Source organism: Algoriphagus taiwanensis (genome assembly GCF_036245645.1).
In the GTDB taxonomy this organism is placed as follows: domain Bacteria; phylum Bacteroidota; class Bacteroidia; order Cytophagales; family Cyclobacteriaceae; genus Algoriphagus; species Algoriphagus taiwanensis.
Window position 1 is genome coordinate 20708 of the sequence record NZ_BTPE01000024.1, and the last position, 15809, is coordinate 36516.

At 42.0% G+C, this 15809-nt stretch carries 19 protein-coding genes and 2 rRNA genes; 9 read left to right on the top strand and 12 right to left on the bottom strand.

From position 1 onward, the window contains the following. Positions 1-37 precede the first annotated feature (37 nt). The 5 genes from AAA938_RS19815 to rocD all read right to left on the bottom strand — a co-directional run bounded on the left by AAA938_RS19815 (position 38) and on the right by rocD (position 6509). Positions 38-1300 carry an ammonium transporter gene (locus AAA938_RS19815; protein ID WP_420915756.1) on the bottom strand — a complete coding sequence of 421 codons (1263 nt, stop codon included), beginning with the start codon at positions 1298-1300 and terminating at the stop codon, positions 38-40. Between the two features lie 686 nt (positions 1301-1986). Then, positions 1987-2955 (bottom strand): porphobilinogen synthase, encoded by a 969-nt coding sequence (hemB, locus tag AAA938_RS19820; protein WP_338230645.1) that lies wholly within the window; start codon positions 2953-2955, stop codon positions 1987-1989. A 103-nt stretch (positions 2956-3058) separates the two neighbouring features. Beyond that, complete coding sequence (locus AAA938_RS19825) at positions 3059-4273, bottom strand: porin (RefSeq protein ID WP_338230626.1); 1215 nt, start codon at positions 4271-4273, stop codon at positions 3059-3061. A 242-nt stretch (positions 4274-4515) separates the two neighbouring features. Beyond that, the gene (locus AAA938_RS19830) at positions 4516-5169 is read right to left on the bottom strand and encodes an HAD family hydrolase (RefSeq protein ID WP_338230628.1); all 654 of its coding nucleotides are present in this window, start codon (positions 5167-5169) and stop codon (positions 4516-4518) included. A 68-nt stretch (positions 5170-5237) separates the two neighbouring features. Continuing rightward, the gene (gene rocD, locus AAA938_RS19835; RefSeq protein ID WP_420915755.1) at positions 5238-6509 is read right to left on the bottom strand and encodes an ornithine--oxo-acid transaminase; all 1272 of its coding nucleotides are present in this window, start codon (positions 6507-6509) and stop codon (positions 5238-5240) included. A 65-nt stretch (positions 6510-6574) separates the two neighbouring features. Here rocD and AAA938_RS19840 point away from each other — a divergent pair, with 65 nt between their 5' ends. The 9 genes from AAA938_RS19840 to AAA938_RS19880 all read left to right on the top strand — a co-directional run bounded on the left by AAA938_RS19840 (position 6575) and on the right by AAA938_RS19880 (position 11014). Then, positions 6575-6727 (top strand): C1orf53 family protein, encoded by a 153-nt coding sequence (locus tag AAA938_RS19840; RefSeq protein WP_338220003.1) that lies wholly within the window; start codon positions 6575-6577, stop codon positions 6725-6727. 101 nt (positions 6728-6828) lie between these two features. Continuing rightward, positions 6829-7071 (top strand): 50S ribosomal protein L28, encoded by a 243-nt coding sequence (gene rpmB / locus AAA938_RS19845; RefSeq protein ID WP_338220004.1) that lies wholly within the window; start codon positions 6829-6831, stop codon positions 7069-7071. A 32-nt stretch (positions 7072-7103) separates the two neighbouring features. Further along, positions 7104-7286 (top strand): 50S ribosomal protein L33, encoded by a 183-nt coding sequence (gene rpmG / locus AAA938_RS19850; RefSeq protein WP_026950880.1) that lies wholly within the window; start codon positions 7104-7106, stop codon positions 7284-7286. 37 nt (positions 7287-7323) lie between these two features. Further along, positions 7324-7476, top strand: coding sequence for a DUF4295 domain-containing protein (locus AAA938_RS19855; RefSeq protein WP_338220005.1), 153 nt, complete (start codon positions 7324-7326; stop codon positions 7474-7476). 93 nt (positions 7477-7569) lie between these two features. After that, positions 7570-8526: a signal recognition particle-docking protein FtsY gene (gene ftsY / locus AAA938_RS19860; RefSeq protein ID WP_338220006.1), complete on the top strand. Its 957-nt coding sequence runs from the start codon at positions 7570-7572 to the stop codon at positions 8524-8526. Between the two features lie 117 nt (positions 8527-8643). Beyond that, on the top strand, positions 8644-9492 hold the full coding sequence (locus AAA938_RS19865) for an SPFH domain-containing protein (RefSeq protein WP_338230630.1): 849 nt from the start codon (positions 8644-8646) through the stop codon (positions 9490-9492). Between the two features lie 13 nt (positions 9493-9505). Next, complete coding sequence (locus AAA938_RS19870; RefSeq protein ID WP_338230632.1) at positions 9506-10000, top strand: hypothetical protein; 495 nt, start codon at positions 9506-9508, stop codon at positions 9998-10000. A 1-nt stretch (position 10001) separates the two neighbouring features. Further along, positions 10002-10172: a type II toxin-antitoxin system antitoxin gene (locus AAA938_RS19875; RefSeq protein WP_338230633.1), complete on the top strand. Its 171-nt coding sequence runs from the start codon at positions 10002-10004 to the stop codon at positions 10170-10172. A 77-nt stretch (positions 10173-10249) separates the two neighbouring features. Further along, positions 10250-11014: a class I SAM-dependent methyltransferase gene (locus tag AAA938_RS19880; RefSeq protein ID WP_338230635.1), complete on the top strand. Its 765-nt coding sequence runs from the start codon at positions 10250-10252 to the stop codon at positions 11012-11014. Here the strand turns inward: AAA938_RS19880 and AAA938_RS19885 are convergent. From AAA938_RS19885 to AAA938_RS19915, 7 genes are all read right to left on the bottom strand, one after another. Then, on the bottom strand, positions 11011-11973 hold the full coding sequence (locus tag AAA938_RS19885) for a glycosyltransferase family 2 protein (RefSeq protein ID WP_338230637.1): 963 nt from the start codon (positions 11971-11973) through the stop codon (positions 11011-11013). The genes AAA938_RS19880 and AAA938_RS19885 overlap by 4 nt on opposite strands. Then, on the bottom strand, positions 11973-12932 hold the full coding sequence (locus AAA938_RS19890) for a glycosyltransferase family 2 protein (RefSeq protein ID WP_338230639.1): 960 nt from the start codon (positions 12930-12932) through the stop codon (positions 11973-11975). The genes AAA938_RS19885 and AAA938_RS19890 overlap by 1 nt, the downstream gene beginning before the upstream one ends. A gap of 3 nt (positions 12933-12935) precedes the next feature. Then, positions 12936-13487 carry a DUF4199 domain-containing protein gene (locus tag AAA938_RS19895; protein ID WP_338230641.1) on the bottom strand — a complete coding sequence of 184 codons (552 nt, stop codon included), beginning with the start codon at positions 13485-13487 and terminating at the stop codon, positions 12936-12938. Positions 13488-13492: 5 nt separating this feature from the next. Further along, positions 13493-14005 carry a DUF4199 domain-containing protein gene (locus AAA938_RS19900; protein WP_338230642.1) on the bottom strand — a complete coding sequence of 171 codons (513 nt, stop codon included), beginning with the start codon at positions 14003-14005 and terminating at the stop codon, positions 13493-13495. Beyond that, complete coding sequence (locus tag AAA938_RS19905) at positions 13998-15242, bottom strand: dihydroorotase (protein WP_338230644.1); 1245 nt, start codon at positions 15240-15242, stop codon at positions 13998-14000. The genes AAA938_RS19900 and AAA938_RS19905 overlap by 8 nt, the downstream gene beginning before the upstream one ends. Before the next feature lie 206 nt (positions 15243-15448). Next, positions 15449-15560 (bottom strand): 5S ribosomal RNA (gene rrf, locus AAA938_RS19910). 158 nt (positions 15561-15718) lie between these two features. Continuing rightward, positions 15719-15809, bottom strand: a 23S ribosomal RNA gene (locus AAA938_RS19915); the annotation flags it as partial.

Below are 15809 nucleotides of genomic sequence, written 5' to 3' on the forward strand. Positions count from 1 at the left end.
CTCCGGAAGGGGTTCTTAATTGAATTTTTTTTGATTCTTATTCGTCAAAGACGATGGTATAGCCCCGAATGCCATGTTCGTGAGAGTCCAAGCCACTTTTTTCATGAGCTTCAGACACTCGGATTCCTACAGTCTTTTTGAGCAGATAGAAAATAGCAAAGGCCGAAATAAATGCGGTAAGCCCACAGATTACCACACCGATCAATTGGGTAATAAATGAATGCTCAGGATTGGTCGAAAAAATACCGACGGCCAATGTCCCCCAAATTCCACAGGTAAGATGTACTGAGACAGCGCCCACTACATCGTCTAATTTGAACTTATCCAGAAGAACTGCAGATCCAACTACCAAAATCCCCCCGATAAAGCCCACCAGTACAGCACCTGCAGGGTTAATCACATCAGCGCCCGCTGTAATGGACACCAATCCGGCAAGAATTCCGTTGAGAACCATACCCAAGTCCAATCTTTTGAATGCAAAGTAAGCAGCCAAAAATCCCCCCAATCCGCCGGCACAGGCCGCCAGGGAAGTGGTAACCAAGACAAAGGAAACCAATCCGGGATCAGCAGAAAGGACAGATCCTCCATTGAATCCAAACCAGCCCAGCCAAAGCAAAAAGACCCCGATTACAGCCAAAGGAACACTTGCTCCCGGTTTCTCCACGGTTTTTCCGTTGACATATTTTCCGATTCTTGGTCCAACTAAGATCACCCCTGCCAAAGCACCCCAGCCTCCAACAGAATGGACTAGTGTACTTCCAGCGAAATCATAAAAACCCATTTCATCCAATGCGCCACCGCCCCATTTCCAACTACCGATGATAGGATATACAAGTCCTACAAAAAACAGGGTGAAAATAAGGTAAGCACCAAGTTTTACCCGCTCGGCAATGGCTCCAGAAACTATGGTAGCGGCCGTAGCAGCAAACATGGCCTGAAAAAGAAAGTCAGTCCAATAGGTATACCCCCCGTCGGCATATCCCGCAGATACATCTGCAGTGGAGGGTGCGAACCAAAAAAGGTTCCACCCCGCCCCATCAAAGGAGAGCCAACCCGGCACTTCAAATCCAGGGTACATGAGGTAAAACCCGACAGCGGCATAAGAGATGATACCGATGATTGGCGTGACGGTATTCTTGAACAGAATATTGACTGTGTTTTTGGCTTGGCCAAATCCTGCTTCTACTCCAGCAAATCCAAGGTGCATGATAAAGACCAAGGCGGTGGAAAGCATCATCCAGACATTGTTGGTCGAAAGCACATTTTTCGACAGCTCTAATGTCAAATCCATTGTGGCCATGTCATTGGCCACTACGCTTGCAAAATACTTCATAGGTTTTAGGTTAAATTTTGTAGGTAATACAGAATTTATGATAGGTTTGAGAGCAAAAGCTCAGGATGAATCTAATTATAAAATTTTTAAAAAAACAAACCCGTTTTTAAACTAAATGCATTAAAAAGAGACTATTACATTCATTTTTAAACCATTTTTTGCCATTTTTTCAATTATTATAAAAAATAGAGCTAAAAATTGACCCAATTGTTGATAAAATAAAATTTGGCTGAGATTCAAAAAATTCTTTGGAATCGATTACGCTTATTTATTTTTAAAATAAAATTAATTTATGAATAATATTTACAGAACAAAATTCTGAATTTTTAAAATATTCAGAATTTACATGAGTTTACAAGGAATTATGAAAAACATAATTTGATATTTTTTGATATTTTTTTCAACCATAAACTCCGAAAAGCAGAAAAATTGGAAACCAAAGGGTCAAAATCTACCCCCAAAAATCAGATTTGATCCTAGTTTTTGATAAAAATGAGTGAAATCAAAACCAAACCATGGCTCAAATAGGGAGTCAATCAGATTCTCCAACTCTTCGATAAAGAAAAGCGATCAACTTCGATCAAATTAAATGACTATCCAGACTCAGTCATTGAAGAGAAAGCGAAGAGAAAAGAACAGGCACAGGGAAACAGTTACTTTTGAAGGCTGGCAAATTCCTTCGCAAAATAGGTAAGAATGATTTTTGCACCGGATCTCTTGATGGAGGTAAGCATTTCTACCATGGCTCGCTCCCCGTCAATCCAACCTCTTTCAGCAGAAGCCTTAATCATACTATACTCTCCGGACACATTATAGGCAGCAATGGGGAGAGGATAGTTGTCGCTTAGCAGTTTGATAATGTCCAAATAGCTCAAAGCAGGCTTGACCATTAAAAAATCGGCCCCTTCTTCCATATCCAAATCCGCCTCAATCAAGGCCTCTTGACTGTTTGCAGGATTCATTTGATAGGTTTTTTTATCTCCAAACTTGGGAGCAGAATCCAATGCATCCCGGAAAGGCCCATAGAATGCACTTGCGTATTTTGCGGTATAGGACATGATGGAAGTGTCCGTAAAGCCGTTTTGATCCAAGGCTTCCCGTATGTACCCGACTCGGCCATCCATCATATCCGAAGGCCCCAAAATATCCACACCTGCATCTGCCTGGGCTAAGGACATCTTGGATAAAATCTCCAATGTTTCATCATTGAGAATCCTGCCTTCTCGTACTAGACCGTCATGCCCGTCACTGCTGTAGGGGTCCATAGCCACGTCCGACATCAAGCAAAGTTCAGGGAAGTTTTTTTTGATTTCACGAAGCGCCTTAAGGTAAAAAGTTTCAGGATTATAGCTTTCTGAGGCTATTTTGTCCTTTTTTGATTCGGGATAAGCAGGAAATACATCTACTGCAGTAATCCCCAACTTCAGGCATTCTTCAATCTCTTTAAGCATCAAGTCTGTCGAGAATCGGTAAATCCCCGGCATAGAAGCCACCTCTATTTTTTGGTTATTCCCTTCTACCAAAAACATAGGAAAAATCAGGTCCTTGACTGAAAGCTGAGTCTCTTCTACTAAGTTCCTTACCGCTTCGGATTTTCTGTTTCTTCTGGGTCTTCTCAACATCATGCTTTGAATTAGTATTACAAAACTACTATAGCAAATCGGATAAGCCTTAAAAAAACAAAAAGAGGTGCTTTATTTTGCACCTCTTTACTGAGAAATCATGTCAAAAATTCACTTGCGCCTGCAGTCTTAGCAAACTTCCTCTTTGTCGATTATCCGGTTTAAGCGAATTTTCAAAGGTTCGATCGGAGACGGTGTACATCGTCACCAATTCGAAATTCTTATTGAATTGCCATTCGACACCCAATTCCAATTCCTTTACTCGGTGTCTTGTAGCATCCAATTCAAACTTCTTTCCCCCGTCATAATATTGGTATCGGGTGAAAGGTATGGCTCGTTTGTCTCCTTTTTGGAACATATAGCTGGCCATAATATACCCTCCTTGTAGAGATCTTTGTTCGACATCATTGGTCTCAGGATTAAACTCCGGCCCTTTTCCCCAATTGTACTCGGCCTGAATCCCAAATGGCTGAGGATAAAGGATGAATGATGGCCCCATCCTGGCATCCATAAATTCCACTTGATCAAAATCAGTCAAGGGATTGCGGTTGATGACATATTTTCCTGAATATCCCTGAAAAGAAGCTTCAATAATCTGACCGGAAGGAAGCTCAAATGGATAAGTAGCGCGGGCTACTAGATGGAAGGAGTCATTTTTATCCGGATTATTGGGTCCTTGTCCATTGTAGACTCCAAAACCAAAAACCCCATAATCTCCTGACCCTTTCAGACCTGATGAAGTCAGGTAGCTGAATCGCTTTCGGATTTCGGAAGGAGCATAATAAAATACTACTCCCAAGTCACGCTCATTGGGCAAACCGGAATTCAGGCCATCATTTCTATCCAAAGGAAGTCTATTCTGACTGGATTGAAGATTTTCGAAACCATAGGGCATCTTTGACTGCCCGATTCGAAGCCTGAATTCATTATTCTCATCCAGCCCCAAGTCTACATAAGCATCCCTGATTTGAGCAAAATTCCCTCCCCCTGAGGCAAAATCAGGCTGAATGTAGAAATAGACTCTGGGATGAATCTGTCCAAAAAGGACCAATCGGATTCGTCTGAAGAAGAAACCTCCTCCGTCTCCACCCCAGGATTTATCGCATTGATCACATTTAAGATCGGGATTGGTTTCAAATAGCCCATTGTAACGGAGTTGGGCATATCCTCTGAGTCGGATAGACTCATACCAATTCTTCTGAACCTTTACAGGTTCGGGTTTTTCAGTGAGCAGCGAGTCAGGATTGACGCCCCTTGCAAAAGCGCCTAAAGTGACCATGGTCAGAAGGACCAATGCTGCTGCGAATCGACTTCGCATACAGAAAGGTGATTAGAATGAATAATTGTACAGCGATGCAAAGTTCAGTCGACAACATGTATTAAAAATGAATCCACAATTATCAATTCATTATGAAAACTAAAAATATATTTGAAAATTTTATCAACTACCCATTGATAAACCTGTTTTAATGCCAATCATAAGGGTTTTTAATATTAAGCGAATGTTAAGTCATTTTTCAATGTTAAAAAATTTTTATGCCAATGTTAATAGTATCCTATTTAAACCAGCAAGGAGATCACATGATTCGGGTCAAGCCCCAGGTAATTTTCAGTATAAAGGTCACAGATTGGCAGTTGTTCTTTGGTATGGGAAGAAAGAACACCCACTACTTTCATCCCGGCATTTTTTGCAGCGGAAACACCAGAAAAGGAATCTTCAAAGACCACACAGTCCTCAGGAGCCAAGTTTAAATTTGAGGCAGTTTTTAGATAGACTTCCGGATTAGGCTTATGCTTGGTGACATGCTCACTCGCCAAAGCTGAATGCAAATTGGGAAAGAGATCCAATCGCCCGCCAATCAATTCCAAATTGGCAAACGGAGCTGATGTAGCCACCCCCAGCCTAAATCCAGCATCTTTCAAGCTCTGAAAGAAGGGCATAAACCCGGAAATTGGCTCTACATGATGCTGATAGATCTCCCGAAAAAGGCTTTCCTTCTCAAATTCCAATTCCTCCAATTCCTGTCCCTTGATCTCTCTGCCTAAAAAATGGCTTAAAATATATCCATTGTTTTTGCCATACATATGCTCTTGAAACTCCTCCTCGGTGGGAAAGAGGTTTCTTTTTTCGAAAAAAATTTTGAAGGCTTGGGAATGGAATGGATTAGTATGACAGATTACTCCGTCCATATCGAAAATTACTGCTTTGGTCATATAGCCATTAAATAAAAATGACTTCGCTACCCATGGTAGGATAGCGAAGTCAGTTAGGTTTTTGCAATTCAGGAATTAAATTCTGCGATTACTTTTTCAATAATATCACAGCACTCATGCAGCTGCTCCTCAGTCATTACCAAAGGTGGTGCAAACCGGATGATATTTCCATGGGTTGGTTTAGCCAATAGCCCATTTTCGGCAAGCTTTACACAAATATCCCAAGCAGTAGTACTTTCCGGAGAATCATTGATCACTACAGCATTGAGGAGACCCTTTCCTCTTACCAATTTGGCAATCGGATATTTATCTACCACACGCTGCATCCTTTCCCGGAATAGTTTGCCCAGTTTTCTGGCATTTAGTGCCAACTTCTCATCTCTGACTACCTCTAAAGCAGTCATGGCCACTTTTGCTCCTAGAGGGTTTCCTCCAAAAGTAGACCCATGCTGACCAGGTTTGATCACCTCCATAACACTCCGGTCGGCCAAAACTGCCGATACAGGATAAAAGCCTCCGGAAAGGGCCTTCCCCAAAATCAAAATATCAGGCTTAGTATAAGTTTCCTGTCTTTCACAATGCCCCTGACAAGTGCAATTGCCACAGACAGCAAGGAGCGAACCCGTTCTTGCGACACCGGTTTGGATTTCATCTGCTATGAAAAGCACATTATTCTTAGCGCACGCTTCTTTTGATTTTCTGATGAAATCTTCGGAAGGCACATATACGCCGGCCTCACCTTGTATAGGTTCTACCAAAAAGCCAACTACCCCATCTATTTTCAAAGCTTCTTCCAAAGCCGCTATATTATTATAAGGTATGCGGATAAAGCCCTCGGTAAAAGGACCAAAGCTTTTCCTGGCATTGGCATCATTGGAAAATGAAATAATAGTAGTGGTTCTTCCATGGAAGTTATTTTCTGCCACGATGATTTTTGCCTGATTTTCGGCGACTCCTTTTTTCTCATAGCCCCATTTCCGAGCGAGCTTCAATGCAGTCTCTACTCCTTCTGCCCCTGTATTCATGGGCAAGACCATGTCAAACCCAAAATACTCTGTAATGTATTTTTCAAAAGGGCCAAGCATGTCGTTGTAAAAAGCCCTAGAGGTCAAGGTCAGAGTTCCGGCTTGTTCGATCATCGCATCTTTTATTCGGGGATGACAATGCCCTTGATTAACTGCTGAATAAGCGGAAAGGAAATCAAAGTACTTTTTCCCTTCAACATCCCAAAGATAAACTCCCTCTCCTCGGGACAATACGACAGGTAGTGGGTGATAATTGTGCGCGCCGTAGCGATCCTCTAGATGGATGGCTTGTTGACTGGAGGTTACCGTTTCCATGATTTGGTTAATTTTGCTAGGTTTATTTCAAGTTCCAAATATAATGAATGCCTTCGGGCCAAACCATGAAACCGGAAAAGAAGCCACTCCCAAAAATTACACCGGAGGATTATTATTTCAACGAACAAGGCCTGATGGTTTTCACTGAGAAATACCATTTGAAAAGAGGCTATTGCTGTGGAAGCGGATGTAGGCACTGCCCCTACCCGAAAGGGTAAATAAATTGGGGAATTTTTAAAATGCTTTGTTGGTAATTCCCAAAAAGTTCCGATATTTGCAGACTCATTACAGAAACGCATACCAATTACGATACATAATCATGGCAAAAGTTTGTGACATTACCGGCAAAAGACCTCGAGTAGGTAACAACGTGTCCCATGCAAACAACAAAACCAAGCGTAGATTCTACCCAAATCTTCACAAGAAGAGCTTCTACGTACCTGAGGAAGACGCATGGATCACTTTGAAAGTGTGCTCTAAAGCATTGAAGACAATCAATAAGAAAGGTATCACTGCAGTTTTGAAAGAAGCGCAGGATAAGGGTATGATTGTAATTAAATAATCAAAGTCACATTCCCCTAAATCAACACCGAGATGGCTAAGAAAGGAAACAGAGTACAAGTGATTTTGGAGTGTACAGAGCACAAAAACTCTGGCATGCCAGGTACTTCAAGATATATCACAACGAAGAACAGAAAAAACACCACTGAAAGATTGGAATTGAAAAAGTTCAACCCAATCCTGAAGAAAGTAACTGTTCATAAAGAAATTAAATAATTTTAGCTGGGTATAATCACCCGTAAACAACAAAGACATGGCTAAGAAAGTAGTAGCAACCCTGAAAAAAGAAGGTGGCGTATCTTACGCCAGAGTAATCCGTGCCGTAAAGTCTGATAAGACTGGTGCTTATACCTTCAAAGAAGAAATGGTTCCTTCCACAATGGTACAGGATACCCTGAAAAAATAATTGCCAAGTGCATCGTAATGCTTACAAGTCCCTGCTGAAATTATTCAGAGGGACTTTTTCGTTATATTCACTTTTAACTATCCAATTCTAACTATGGGAATCTTTGGCTTTTTCTCTAAAGAAAAAAAGGAAAGTCTGGACCAAGGACTGCAAAAGACCAGCGAGTCTATCTTTTCCAAACTCAGTAAAGCGGTAGTCGGGAAATCCAAAGTCGATGAAGAAATTCTAGACGAACTGGAAGAAATCCTCATCACTTCGGATGTAGGGGTAGATACGACTATCAAAATTATCCGAAGAATAGAGGAGCGTGTGGCCAAGGACAAGTACCTCAATACCGAAGAATTGGACAAAATCCTGAGAGAAGAGATTGCTGGACTCTTGGAAGAAAACAACTCCCAGGATTTTTTGGATTTTGATATTCCTGAGGACAAAAAACCCTACGTCATCATGGTTGTAGGAGTAAATGGGGTTGGAAAAACGACCACCATAGGCAAATTGGCCAATCTCTTTAAAAACGCCGGTAAATCCGTAATACTTGGGGCTGCGGACACATTCAGAGCAGCGGCCGTGGATCAGCTGATCCTATGGGGTAATCGGGTAGGTGTCCCGGTCGTCTCTCATGGAATGAATACAGATCCCGCCTCGGTAGCCTTCGATGCTGTAAAGCAAGCTGTTGAAGCTAAGGCAGATGTGGTTATCGTGGATACGGCAGGAAGGTTGCATACCAAAGTCAACCTGATGAATGAGCTGAGCAAAATCAAGCGGGTCATGCAGAAGTTTATCCCGGATGCACCTCATGAGATCATGCTTGTACTTGATGGCTCTACGGGGCAAAACGCCTTCATCCAAGCCAAAGAGTTTACAAAAGCTACTGAGGTGACTTCCCTTGCTATCACCAAACTGGATGGAACTGCCAAAGGTGGCGTGGTCATTGGAATTTCGGATCAATTCAAAATCCCGGTCAAATACATAGGGGTAGGAGAAAAAATGACAGATCTCCAGATCTTCAACCGAAAGGAATTTGTCGATTCACTCTTCAAAAAGAAGTAAATCCTGCAGAAAACATGAAATCCTCCAAAAAAAATTGGAGGATTTTTTTTTGAGAGGACAACTCTTTGGATTTTTTTTCCGTAATTCACAATGATATCAATTTAATATCATACTGAAATGGAAAAAACTAGCACACCTATCTCCGGCTATTTGATGCTTTTCTTGGCATTGGCCTTCATCCCTGCAATCGTTTGGGCTTTCTTCAATCAGATAATCTGGTTGGGAATTGTACTCATTCCCCTTTTCATCCTGATTTTGCCGGGTTTCTTCACCCTCCAGCCAAACAAAGCGATGGTATTGATCCTTTTTGGAGCTTACAAAGGAACGGTTAAAGCCAATGGCTTCTTCTGGGTCAATCCATTTATGACCAAGCAGAAGATATCCCTGCGGGTGAGAAACTTCGAAAACAAACCGCTCAAAGTCAATGACAAAATCGGAAACCCGGTAATGGTAGGGACTATCGTAGTTTGGCAAGTCGAAGACACCTTCAAGGCGACCTTCGATGTGGAAGACTATGAAAACTTTGTCCATCTTCAAACGGACGCAGCCGTACGAAAAATGGCCGGAAAATATCCTTACGATGACTTTGAAGCCGAAAATGCAGAAATCACTCTCCGCTCAGGGGTAGAAGAAGTAAATCACTCTTTGGAAGCTGAGATCGTGGAGCGCTTGAATCATGCCGGTATCAAAGTAATCGAGGCAAGGATCTCGCACTTGGCTTATGCATCTGAAATCGCTTCCGCCATGCTCCAAAGACAGCAGGCCACGGCCATTGTAGCCGCACGAAGAAAGATTGTGGACGGCGCTGTAGGAATGGTAGAAATGGCCTTGGCCGATTTGGGCGAAAAAGGAATCATTGAATTCGATGAAGAAAAGAAGGCAACCATGGTCTCTAACCTAATGGTGGTCCTTTGCTCGGATAAAAGCGCCAATCCAGTATTAAACGTAGGAACACTCCATCAATAAACTTCATTTGATCATGGCAAATCTTGTTTTCAAAGAAATGCAGTCCTACAAAGGGACTTGGGTCATGTACCTAATTTTGGTCATCGAACTTCCGATTATCCTCTTGGTCGCTACTTTGATTTGGAACACAGAAAATGGCATGAAAGAGGGGCTATGGGGATTAGGAATTGTAGTCTTGATTGTATCCTTGGTTTTCATGCTTTTGATGCTCATCCGCTTGGAGACAAGAATCGACGAATATGGAGTCAAATTTCGTTTTTTCCCATTCATCTCTTCCTGGAGAACATTCCCCAAAAGCCAAATCAGACAAATCCAAATCATCAACTACAGCCCATTGACAGATTATGGAGGATGGGGGCTTAAGGGAAACCGGACTACCAAAGCTTACAGCATCATAGGTGATGAAGGGATTCTATTGGATATAGGAGAAAAAAAGAAAATCATGATCGGGACACAAAAAGGAAAAGAGTTGCGGTCGTATTTGGAGGACTGGCTAGAATCTGAGTAGTATGTCAAAGAAAAAAGCATTTGCACTGAGGCTGGATGAGGCTACCCTAAATGCCGTCGAGAAATGGGCTGCAGATGAATTCCGTAGTGTCAATGGGCAATTGGAATGGGTGATTTACGAGGCCCTAAAAAAATCAGGTAGACTTCCCAAAAAACATCCCTCTGAGGAGTAAGCTTATCTTTTGCTCAAATTGGAATGCCTTCTATTTTTAAAATGGAGGGCATCTCTTTTTATTTGGTAAATTTGACCATGAAAAAAGCAATCAGCTTTGTTATCCGGTATGTACCCCGGCCAATTCTCCAAAGAATCAGCCCTCTAGTAATGAAGGTGCTTGCTCAAGTCAACTCAGGGAATGAGGTTCAATGCCCGATTTGCCATAAAGAATACAAAAAATTCCTGCCTTATGGTCGGGTAGCACGTGAAAATGCCCTTTGCCCCAATTGTCTCGCTCTGGAAAGACATCGCTTGATGTGGCTTTTTCTAAAGGAAAAAACAGACTTTTTTACTGCCCCCTTAAAAGTCCTTCATGTTGCTCCTGAGCATTGCTTCATTGATCGGTTCGACGCCTTACCCAATCTTGAATACATCACTGCGGATATAGAATCTCCCTTGGCCAAGGTGAAAATGGATGTGCACCAAATCCCTTTCCCTGAAAACACCTTCGATGTGGTCTTTTGCAATCACGTTTTGGAGCATGTTGAGGATGATATTTTGGCTTGTTCTGAATTCAACCGCGTACTCAAGCCCGGAGGCTGGGGAATCCTTCAATCCCCTGTCTATAATCTCGAAAAAACACTGGAGGATAAAACTATAACCGATCCTGCCGAACGGGAACGCCTGTTTGGTCAGCGCGATCATGTTAGGAAATTTGGAAAGGATTATGCGGAAAGGCTTCGAAAATCCGGGCTGCAGATTGAAGAAAACCAGTTTGTAAAAGAACTGCCAAATGAAAAAGTCAAACGTTTTGCATTGGCTCCTGATGAGGTGATTTTCGTCTGTAGAAAAGGAATCTAACCCGATACCTGCTTGCGCAAAAACTCGAGTAATAACCCGGAACCATATCCACACAATTGGATAATCGAAGTCATCAAGGCCAAATCACCAACCAAAATGGATTGGTATTTCCAACTGGCCTGGTAAATCACCAAACCTGCCCAAGCCCCAAAAATGAGTAAATGAGGAATAAAGAAAATCTTCAAAAAGAGACCATTGATCAAGAGGGAAATCAGGAAGAAAAGAAAAAAAGTGGGCAACCAATGAACCAACTTGATGGCCTCGGGATGAAACCTGGACACATTGACCCGGTTTTGACCAAATGAGAATGCTTGTTTTGCAAAAGACCAAAGCGTGTTTTTTCGTTTATGATAAACGAAAGCACCTTCTATTAATTCAAGCCTAAATCCCGCTTTCTTGATCCGGATGCTCCATTCGATATCTTCACCTCGATTGGGATCCACGAATCCACCAATTTGCTCAAACACTTTTCTGGAAACCCCCATATTAAATCCTCGTGCCTGATACTTGGAGGGGTCTTTAAGTTTGCCTCTAATTCCACCGGTCGTCCAAAAAGAAGTCATGGCAAAATCCATGGCTTTTTGAAGTGGGGTAAAACCCTCAGCAGCGGCATCCGGTCCACCAAATGCATCCAATTTTCTGGCTTGGACTGCCTGGTTGACCTTGCTCAAATAATCTGAAGGCAAAATGACATCGGAGTCCAAGATGATAAAAAATTCACCATTGGCGTTTTTCATCCCAAAGTTTCTCGCAAAACCTTGGCCTGAATTTTCCTGAAAAAAATAAGCAAGAGATAGCTTGGAGCCAAAATCAGAACATACCTTATCTGCCTTTACAGAAGATCCATCTTCCACCACAATCACTTCAAAATCCAAGTAATCCTGAGAAGAAATACTGGATAGCAAATCCCTAATTTCATCAGGACGATTATATACCGGAATGATAAAGGAGAAAAACATCAGAAATCAAAATTGATTTCCTCATCGATTTTGTACTCTGCTTCTTTTGAATTGCTCGAAGTCATCAACTCGGCAATAAAACCAGTCACAAAAAGCTGTACTCCCACGATAATGGCGACCAAAGCTAGAAAAAACAGAGGTTGATCTACAATTTCCCGCACTTTCACTCCCCTGCTTAGGCCATAGATCTTTTGGAAAATCAACCAGCAAGTAATTAAAAATCCACTCAGAAAGGATAAGGTCCCCAAAGAACCGAAAAAGTGCATCGGCTTTTTCTTGTATCGGTGGACGAAGGATACACTGATCAAATCCAAGAAGCCATTTAGGAAGCGTTCCAAACCAAATTTGGAATAGCCATACTTTCTGGCCTGGTGCTGTACTACCTTTTCTCCGATTTTTGGAAAACCGTTCCATTTTGCCAAAAGAGGGATATATCTGTGCATTTCTCCATACACAGTGATGTTTTTTACGACCTTATTGCGATAAGCTTTGAGTCCACAATTGAAGTCGTGCAGCTCAATTCCGGAAATCCACCTCGTTACACCATTAAAAAATTTACTGGGAATCGTTTTGGAGATCGGATCATGCCTTTCTTTTTTCCATCCAGATACGACATCCAAACCTCCCTTAATCATCTCATATAGCCCGGGGATTTCATCGGGACTATCCTGCAGGTCAGCATCCATGGTGATGACCACTTCCCCTTCTGCTCTTTTGAAACCGGCATCGAGTGCAGCTGACTTCCCATAGTTTCGGGTGAAGTTTAGGCCTTTGAGAAATTTGTTGGTTCCAGAGAGGGTTTGGATTACTTCCCAAGAATGATCAGTACTACCGTCATTGATCAATATCACCTCATAAGAAAAGCCGTGCTGATTCATCACACGGCTGATCCATTGGGTTAATTCTGGCAAAGATTCTTCCTCGTTGAAAACTGGAACTACGACGGAAATCTGAATCATGGGTTAATAATCTAGGGACTTATCTCTTTTCTTCAAGATAGCTCCCAAAATTAATGCAAGAATGGCATAGAATATCAGACTATAGCCAAAACCTTTTATTTGCCCGACTAATGTAAATCCAGAAGCTGAATTGACTCTCATTTCTTCAAGCTGGTCTGGAGGAATGGCATCAGGATTGACACCGAATTTTTCCATCATACCGACAGCATTTTCAAAGGAAAGATCAGCAAGAACCTGCGGAAGACTTGGGTCAATTACGTGAAAAAGAAGAATCGTACCTATGGAGGAAACCAAGCCTGAAATTACCATAGTGATAAAGCTGAAATTGAAAGCGGTGCCAAAAGCCATAAAACCGCCCAATTCGCTCCGGTATTGCTTCCCAAAGTAGATGATGAGTACAAAGAATATTACAATAGAGACCAGAAAAAACCAACCTGAGGCAAGTAGACTGGAGTCAATAAAGTAGGCGATATAAGTTACTGCCATAGCGATCAAACCCATGGTAATTCCCGGTTTGACGGCGGCCTGAAAAGGAGATTGTGTCTGTTCTTCCATAGTGCTTAAATTGGATTTTTCCTCAAAATAATAGAAATAATGATGCTAAAAAACATCCCGGGGATGATTTTCCATAGCCCATCATTGAATGCTACATCCCACCTACTCATGGTTTTTAGGCTTTGTTGCGTGGTCCTAAAAGATTCTTCACCAACTTGAGCTACGATAGTCTCTCTATTTCCTTCCAATACCTCCCATTTGGATTCCCTTATTGCCTCAAACAAATCGGGCGAAACAAAGAGCAGAACCCAAATCGAAAGAGCTGAAATCAATCCAATCAAAAAATAGGTGGTAAATCCCACGGTCATCCCTTCCGCAAAAGACAGATAACCATTATTGGTGTAGTCTTTAAAAAACTTGATAGCCAAGTAAATTGCAACAGGCGAGATTAAATAGCCAAAGACCAAATTAAGATTAGTGGGATCTTCGTAGATAAAAGACAATACCAAGAAAGAAAGGAAGGATAAAATCCCTCCCAACACCCCAAACTGATAAGCTGTCTTTAGGTACTTATTCATCCGTTTTAATCAGCTTGCCCTTTTGAATAACTAGTTTGACCTTTCCTTGAAGGGTTTGGCCAAACCACGGGTTATTGGAAGAAAGAGAACGATTGGATTCTTCGTTATATAACCATTCTTGGGAAGGATTCCATACGGTCCAAGCTTCTGGAGATGCATTCAGAATCTTACTTGGTCCTGAGGTGATTTTTTCGATTAATAACTTCCACCCCAATTCCGGAGCAAGTTTTACTAAGGCAGGCAAGAAAGTTTGAAGCCCAGCCATGCCGAATGAGGCCAAGTCAAACTCAGCAAATTTTGAATCGAAATCCTGTGGCTGATGATTGGAAACCAAAGCATCAATGGTTCCATCCTGCAAACCTTCTATCAAAGCTTCTCGATCAGAGGCCCCTCTAAAAGGTGGCTTAACTTTAAAATTGGAATCAAAAGATACCAAATCCGTATCACTGAAGAGCAACTGATAAATGGATACATCAGCAGTCACCTGCAGTCCCTCGGCTTTCGCTTTTCTAATTAATTCTACTCCCTTAGCTGTACTGAGAGTTTGGAAATGAACCTTGCCTCCAGTGTATCGGAGTATTTCCAAATTTCTCTGAATAGCTACATCTTCGGCGAGGTTAGGAATTCCTTTCATTCCCAGTTGAGTGGAAATTTCCCCTTCATGCATTTGACCAAAGATACCAAGCAGTGGATCATAAGCATGGTCAAAAAGAATCCCATCAAACTTTTGGAGATACTGAAGGATCTTCATATATCGATCGGAATTAGCCAAGGGCTTCACTCCCTCTCCAAATAATGTGACTCCCGATTGAAAATGCATATCCAAAATCTCGGTAAGGTCTTCGCCTAAATTATTTTTGGTGACGGCTCCCATGATTTCCAACTTTGGATTAAATGCTTTTGCTTTATTCAATACAAAGTCTACCTCATTTTTACTTTGAATGACCGGGTCAGTATTGGGCATAACCACAGCTTGTGAAAACCCGGACACGGTAAGTGATTGGCATAAAGACTCCACAGTCTCTCTATATTCTTGACCAGGCTCTCCTAGCCCAACTCTCAGATCAATCCAGCCTGCAGAGATGTAACAATCATGACAATCGATAACTTCCCCGGAAAAATTATCGGAATCAAATCCGATAGGAGAAAGCCTTTCACCTTGAAAAATAAAATTTTGCTTAGAGGATATTTCTCCATTTGCGATCAGTCGCAAGCCACGAAGAAGATATGAAGACATTAGGAAATGGTTTGATACAAAACTGCAATAAATCTCCAGAAAAGAAAAGTTGTAAAGGTAAAAGGAAAGCACTTCTTGGCACGAATGAATCAAAATACAATCCAACAGGACATGACCCCCACCTCTTGTCTTTCACTTTTTGTCTCTTGCTTCTACTGAAGGTCCTAAAACACAAAAACCCCAGTCGTATGACTGAGGTTTGAATAATGTGGCGGCGACCTACTCTCCCGGGTGTAACCCCAGTACCATCGGCGCTGCAGGGCTTAACTTCTCTGTTCGGGATGGGAAGAGGTGGGACCCCTGCGCTAGGCCGCCTAATTTGTAAGTATGCAGTAATCAGTGATCGGTAAGCAGTTGCCTCCCAGAAGATCTGATGCGCTGCATCTAATATCTTTTGTTCTGCTTTTGTCTTTCATCGGTCATCCGACATCCGACATCCAGCTTTTTAACATATCTCGTAGAAACTGTAACAAACAGCAGGTAAGCTTTCGGGCAATTAGTACTGCTCAGCTATGCCATTGCTGACTTTACACCTGCAGCCTATCAACCTGGTCGTCTCCCAGGGCC

Excerpts from the sequence above, each read along its gene's own strand:
- AAA938_RS19815 (WP_420915756.1), bottom strand. The coding sequence starts at position 1,300 with ATGGCCACAATGGATTTGACATTAGAGCTGTCGAAAAATGTGCTTTCG.
- hemB (WP_338230645.1), bottom strand. The coding sequence starts at position 2,955 with ATGTTGAGAAGACCCAGAAGAAACAGAAAATCCGAAGCGGTAAGGAAC.
- AAA938_RS19825 (WP_338230626.1), bottom strand. The coding sequence starts at position 4,273 with ATGCGAAGTCGATTCGCAGCAGCATTGGTCCTTCTGACCATGGTCACT.
- AAA938_RS19830 (WP_338230628.1), bottom strand. The coding sequence starts at position 5,169 with ATGACCAAAGCAGTAATTTTCGATATGGACGGAGTAATCTGTCATACT.
- rocD (WP_420915755.1), bottom strand. The coding sequence starts at position 6,509 with ATGGAAACGGTAACCTCCAGTCAACAAGCCATCCATCTAGAGGATCGC.
- AAA938_RS19840 (WP_338220003.1), top strand. The coding sequence starts at position 6,575 with ATGAAACCGGAAAAGAAGCCACTCCCAAAAATTACACCGGAGGATTAT.
- rpmB (WP_338220004.1), top strand. The coding sequence starts at position 6,829 with ATGGCAAAAGTTTGTGACATTACCGGCAAAAGACCTCGAGTAGGTAAC.
- rpmG (WP_026950880.1), top strand. The coding sequence starts at position 7,104 with ATGGCTAAGAAAGGAAACAGAGTACAAGTGATTTTGGAGTGTACAGAG.
- AAA938_RS19855 (WP_338220005.1), top strand. The coding sequence starts at position 7,324 with ATGGCTAAGAAAGTAGTAGCAACCCTGAAAAAAGAAGGTGGCGTATCT.
- ftsY (WP_338220006.1), top strand. The coding sequence starts at position 7,570 with ATGGGAATCTTTGGCTTTTTCTCTAAAGAAAAAAAGGAAAGTCTGGAC.
- AAA938_RS19865 (WP_338230630.1), top strand. The coding sequence starts at position 8,644 with ATGGAAAAAACTAGCACACCTATCTCCGGCTATTTGATGCTTTTCTTG.
- AAA938_RS19870 (WP_338230632.1), top strand. The coding sequence starts at position 9,506 with ATGGCAAATCTTGTTTTCAAAGAAATGCAGTCCTACAAAGGGACTTGG.
- AAA938_RS19875 (WP_338230633.1), top strand. The coding sequence starts at position 10,002 with ATGTCAAAGAAAAAAGCATTTGCACTGAGGCTGGATGAGGCTACCCTA.
- AAA938_RS19880 (WP_338230635.1), top strand. The coding sequence starts at position 10,250 with ATGAAAAAAGCAATCAGCTTTGTTATCCGGTATGTACCCCGGCCAATT.
- AAA938_RS19885 (WP_338230637.1), bottom strand. The coding sequence starts at position 11,973 with ATGTTTTTCTCCTTTATCATTCCGGTATATAATCGTCCTGATGAAATT.
- AAA938_RS19890 (WP_338230639.1), bottom strand. The coding sequence starts at position 12,932 with ATGATTCAGATTTCCGTCGTAGTTCCAGTTTTCAACGAGGAAGAATCT.
- AAA938_RS19895 (WP_338230641.1), bottom strand. The coding sequence starts at position 13,487 with ATGGAAGAACAGACACAATCTCCTTTTCAGGCCGCCGTCAAACCGGGA.
- AAA938_RS19900 (WP_338230642.1), bottom strand. The coding sequence starts at position 14,005 with ATGAATAAGTACCTAAAGACAGCTTATCAGTTTGGGGTGTTGGGAGGG.
- AAA938_RS19905 (WP_338230644.1), bottom strand. The coding sequence starts at position 15,242 with ATGTCTTCATATCTTCTTCGTGGCTTGCGACTGATCGCAAATGGAGAA.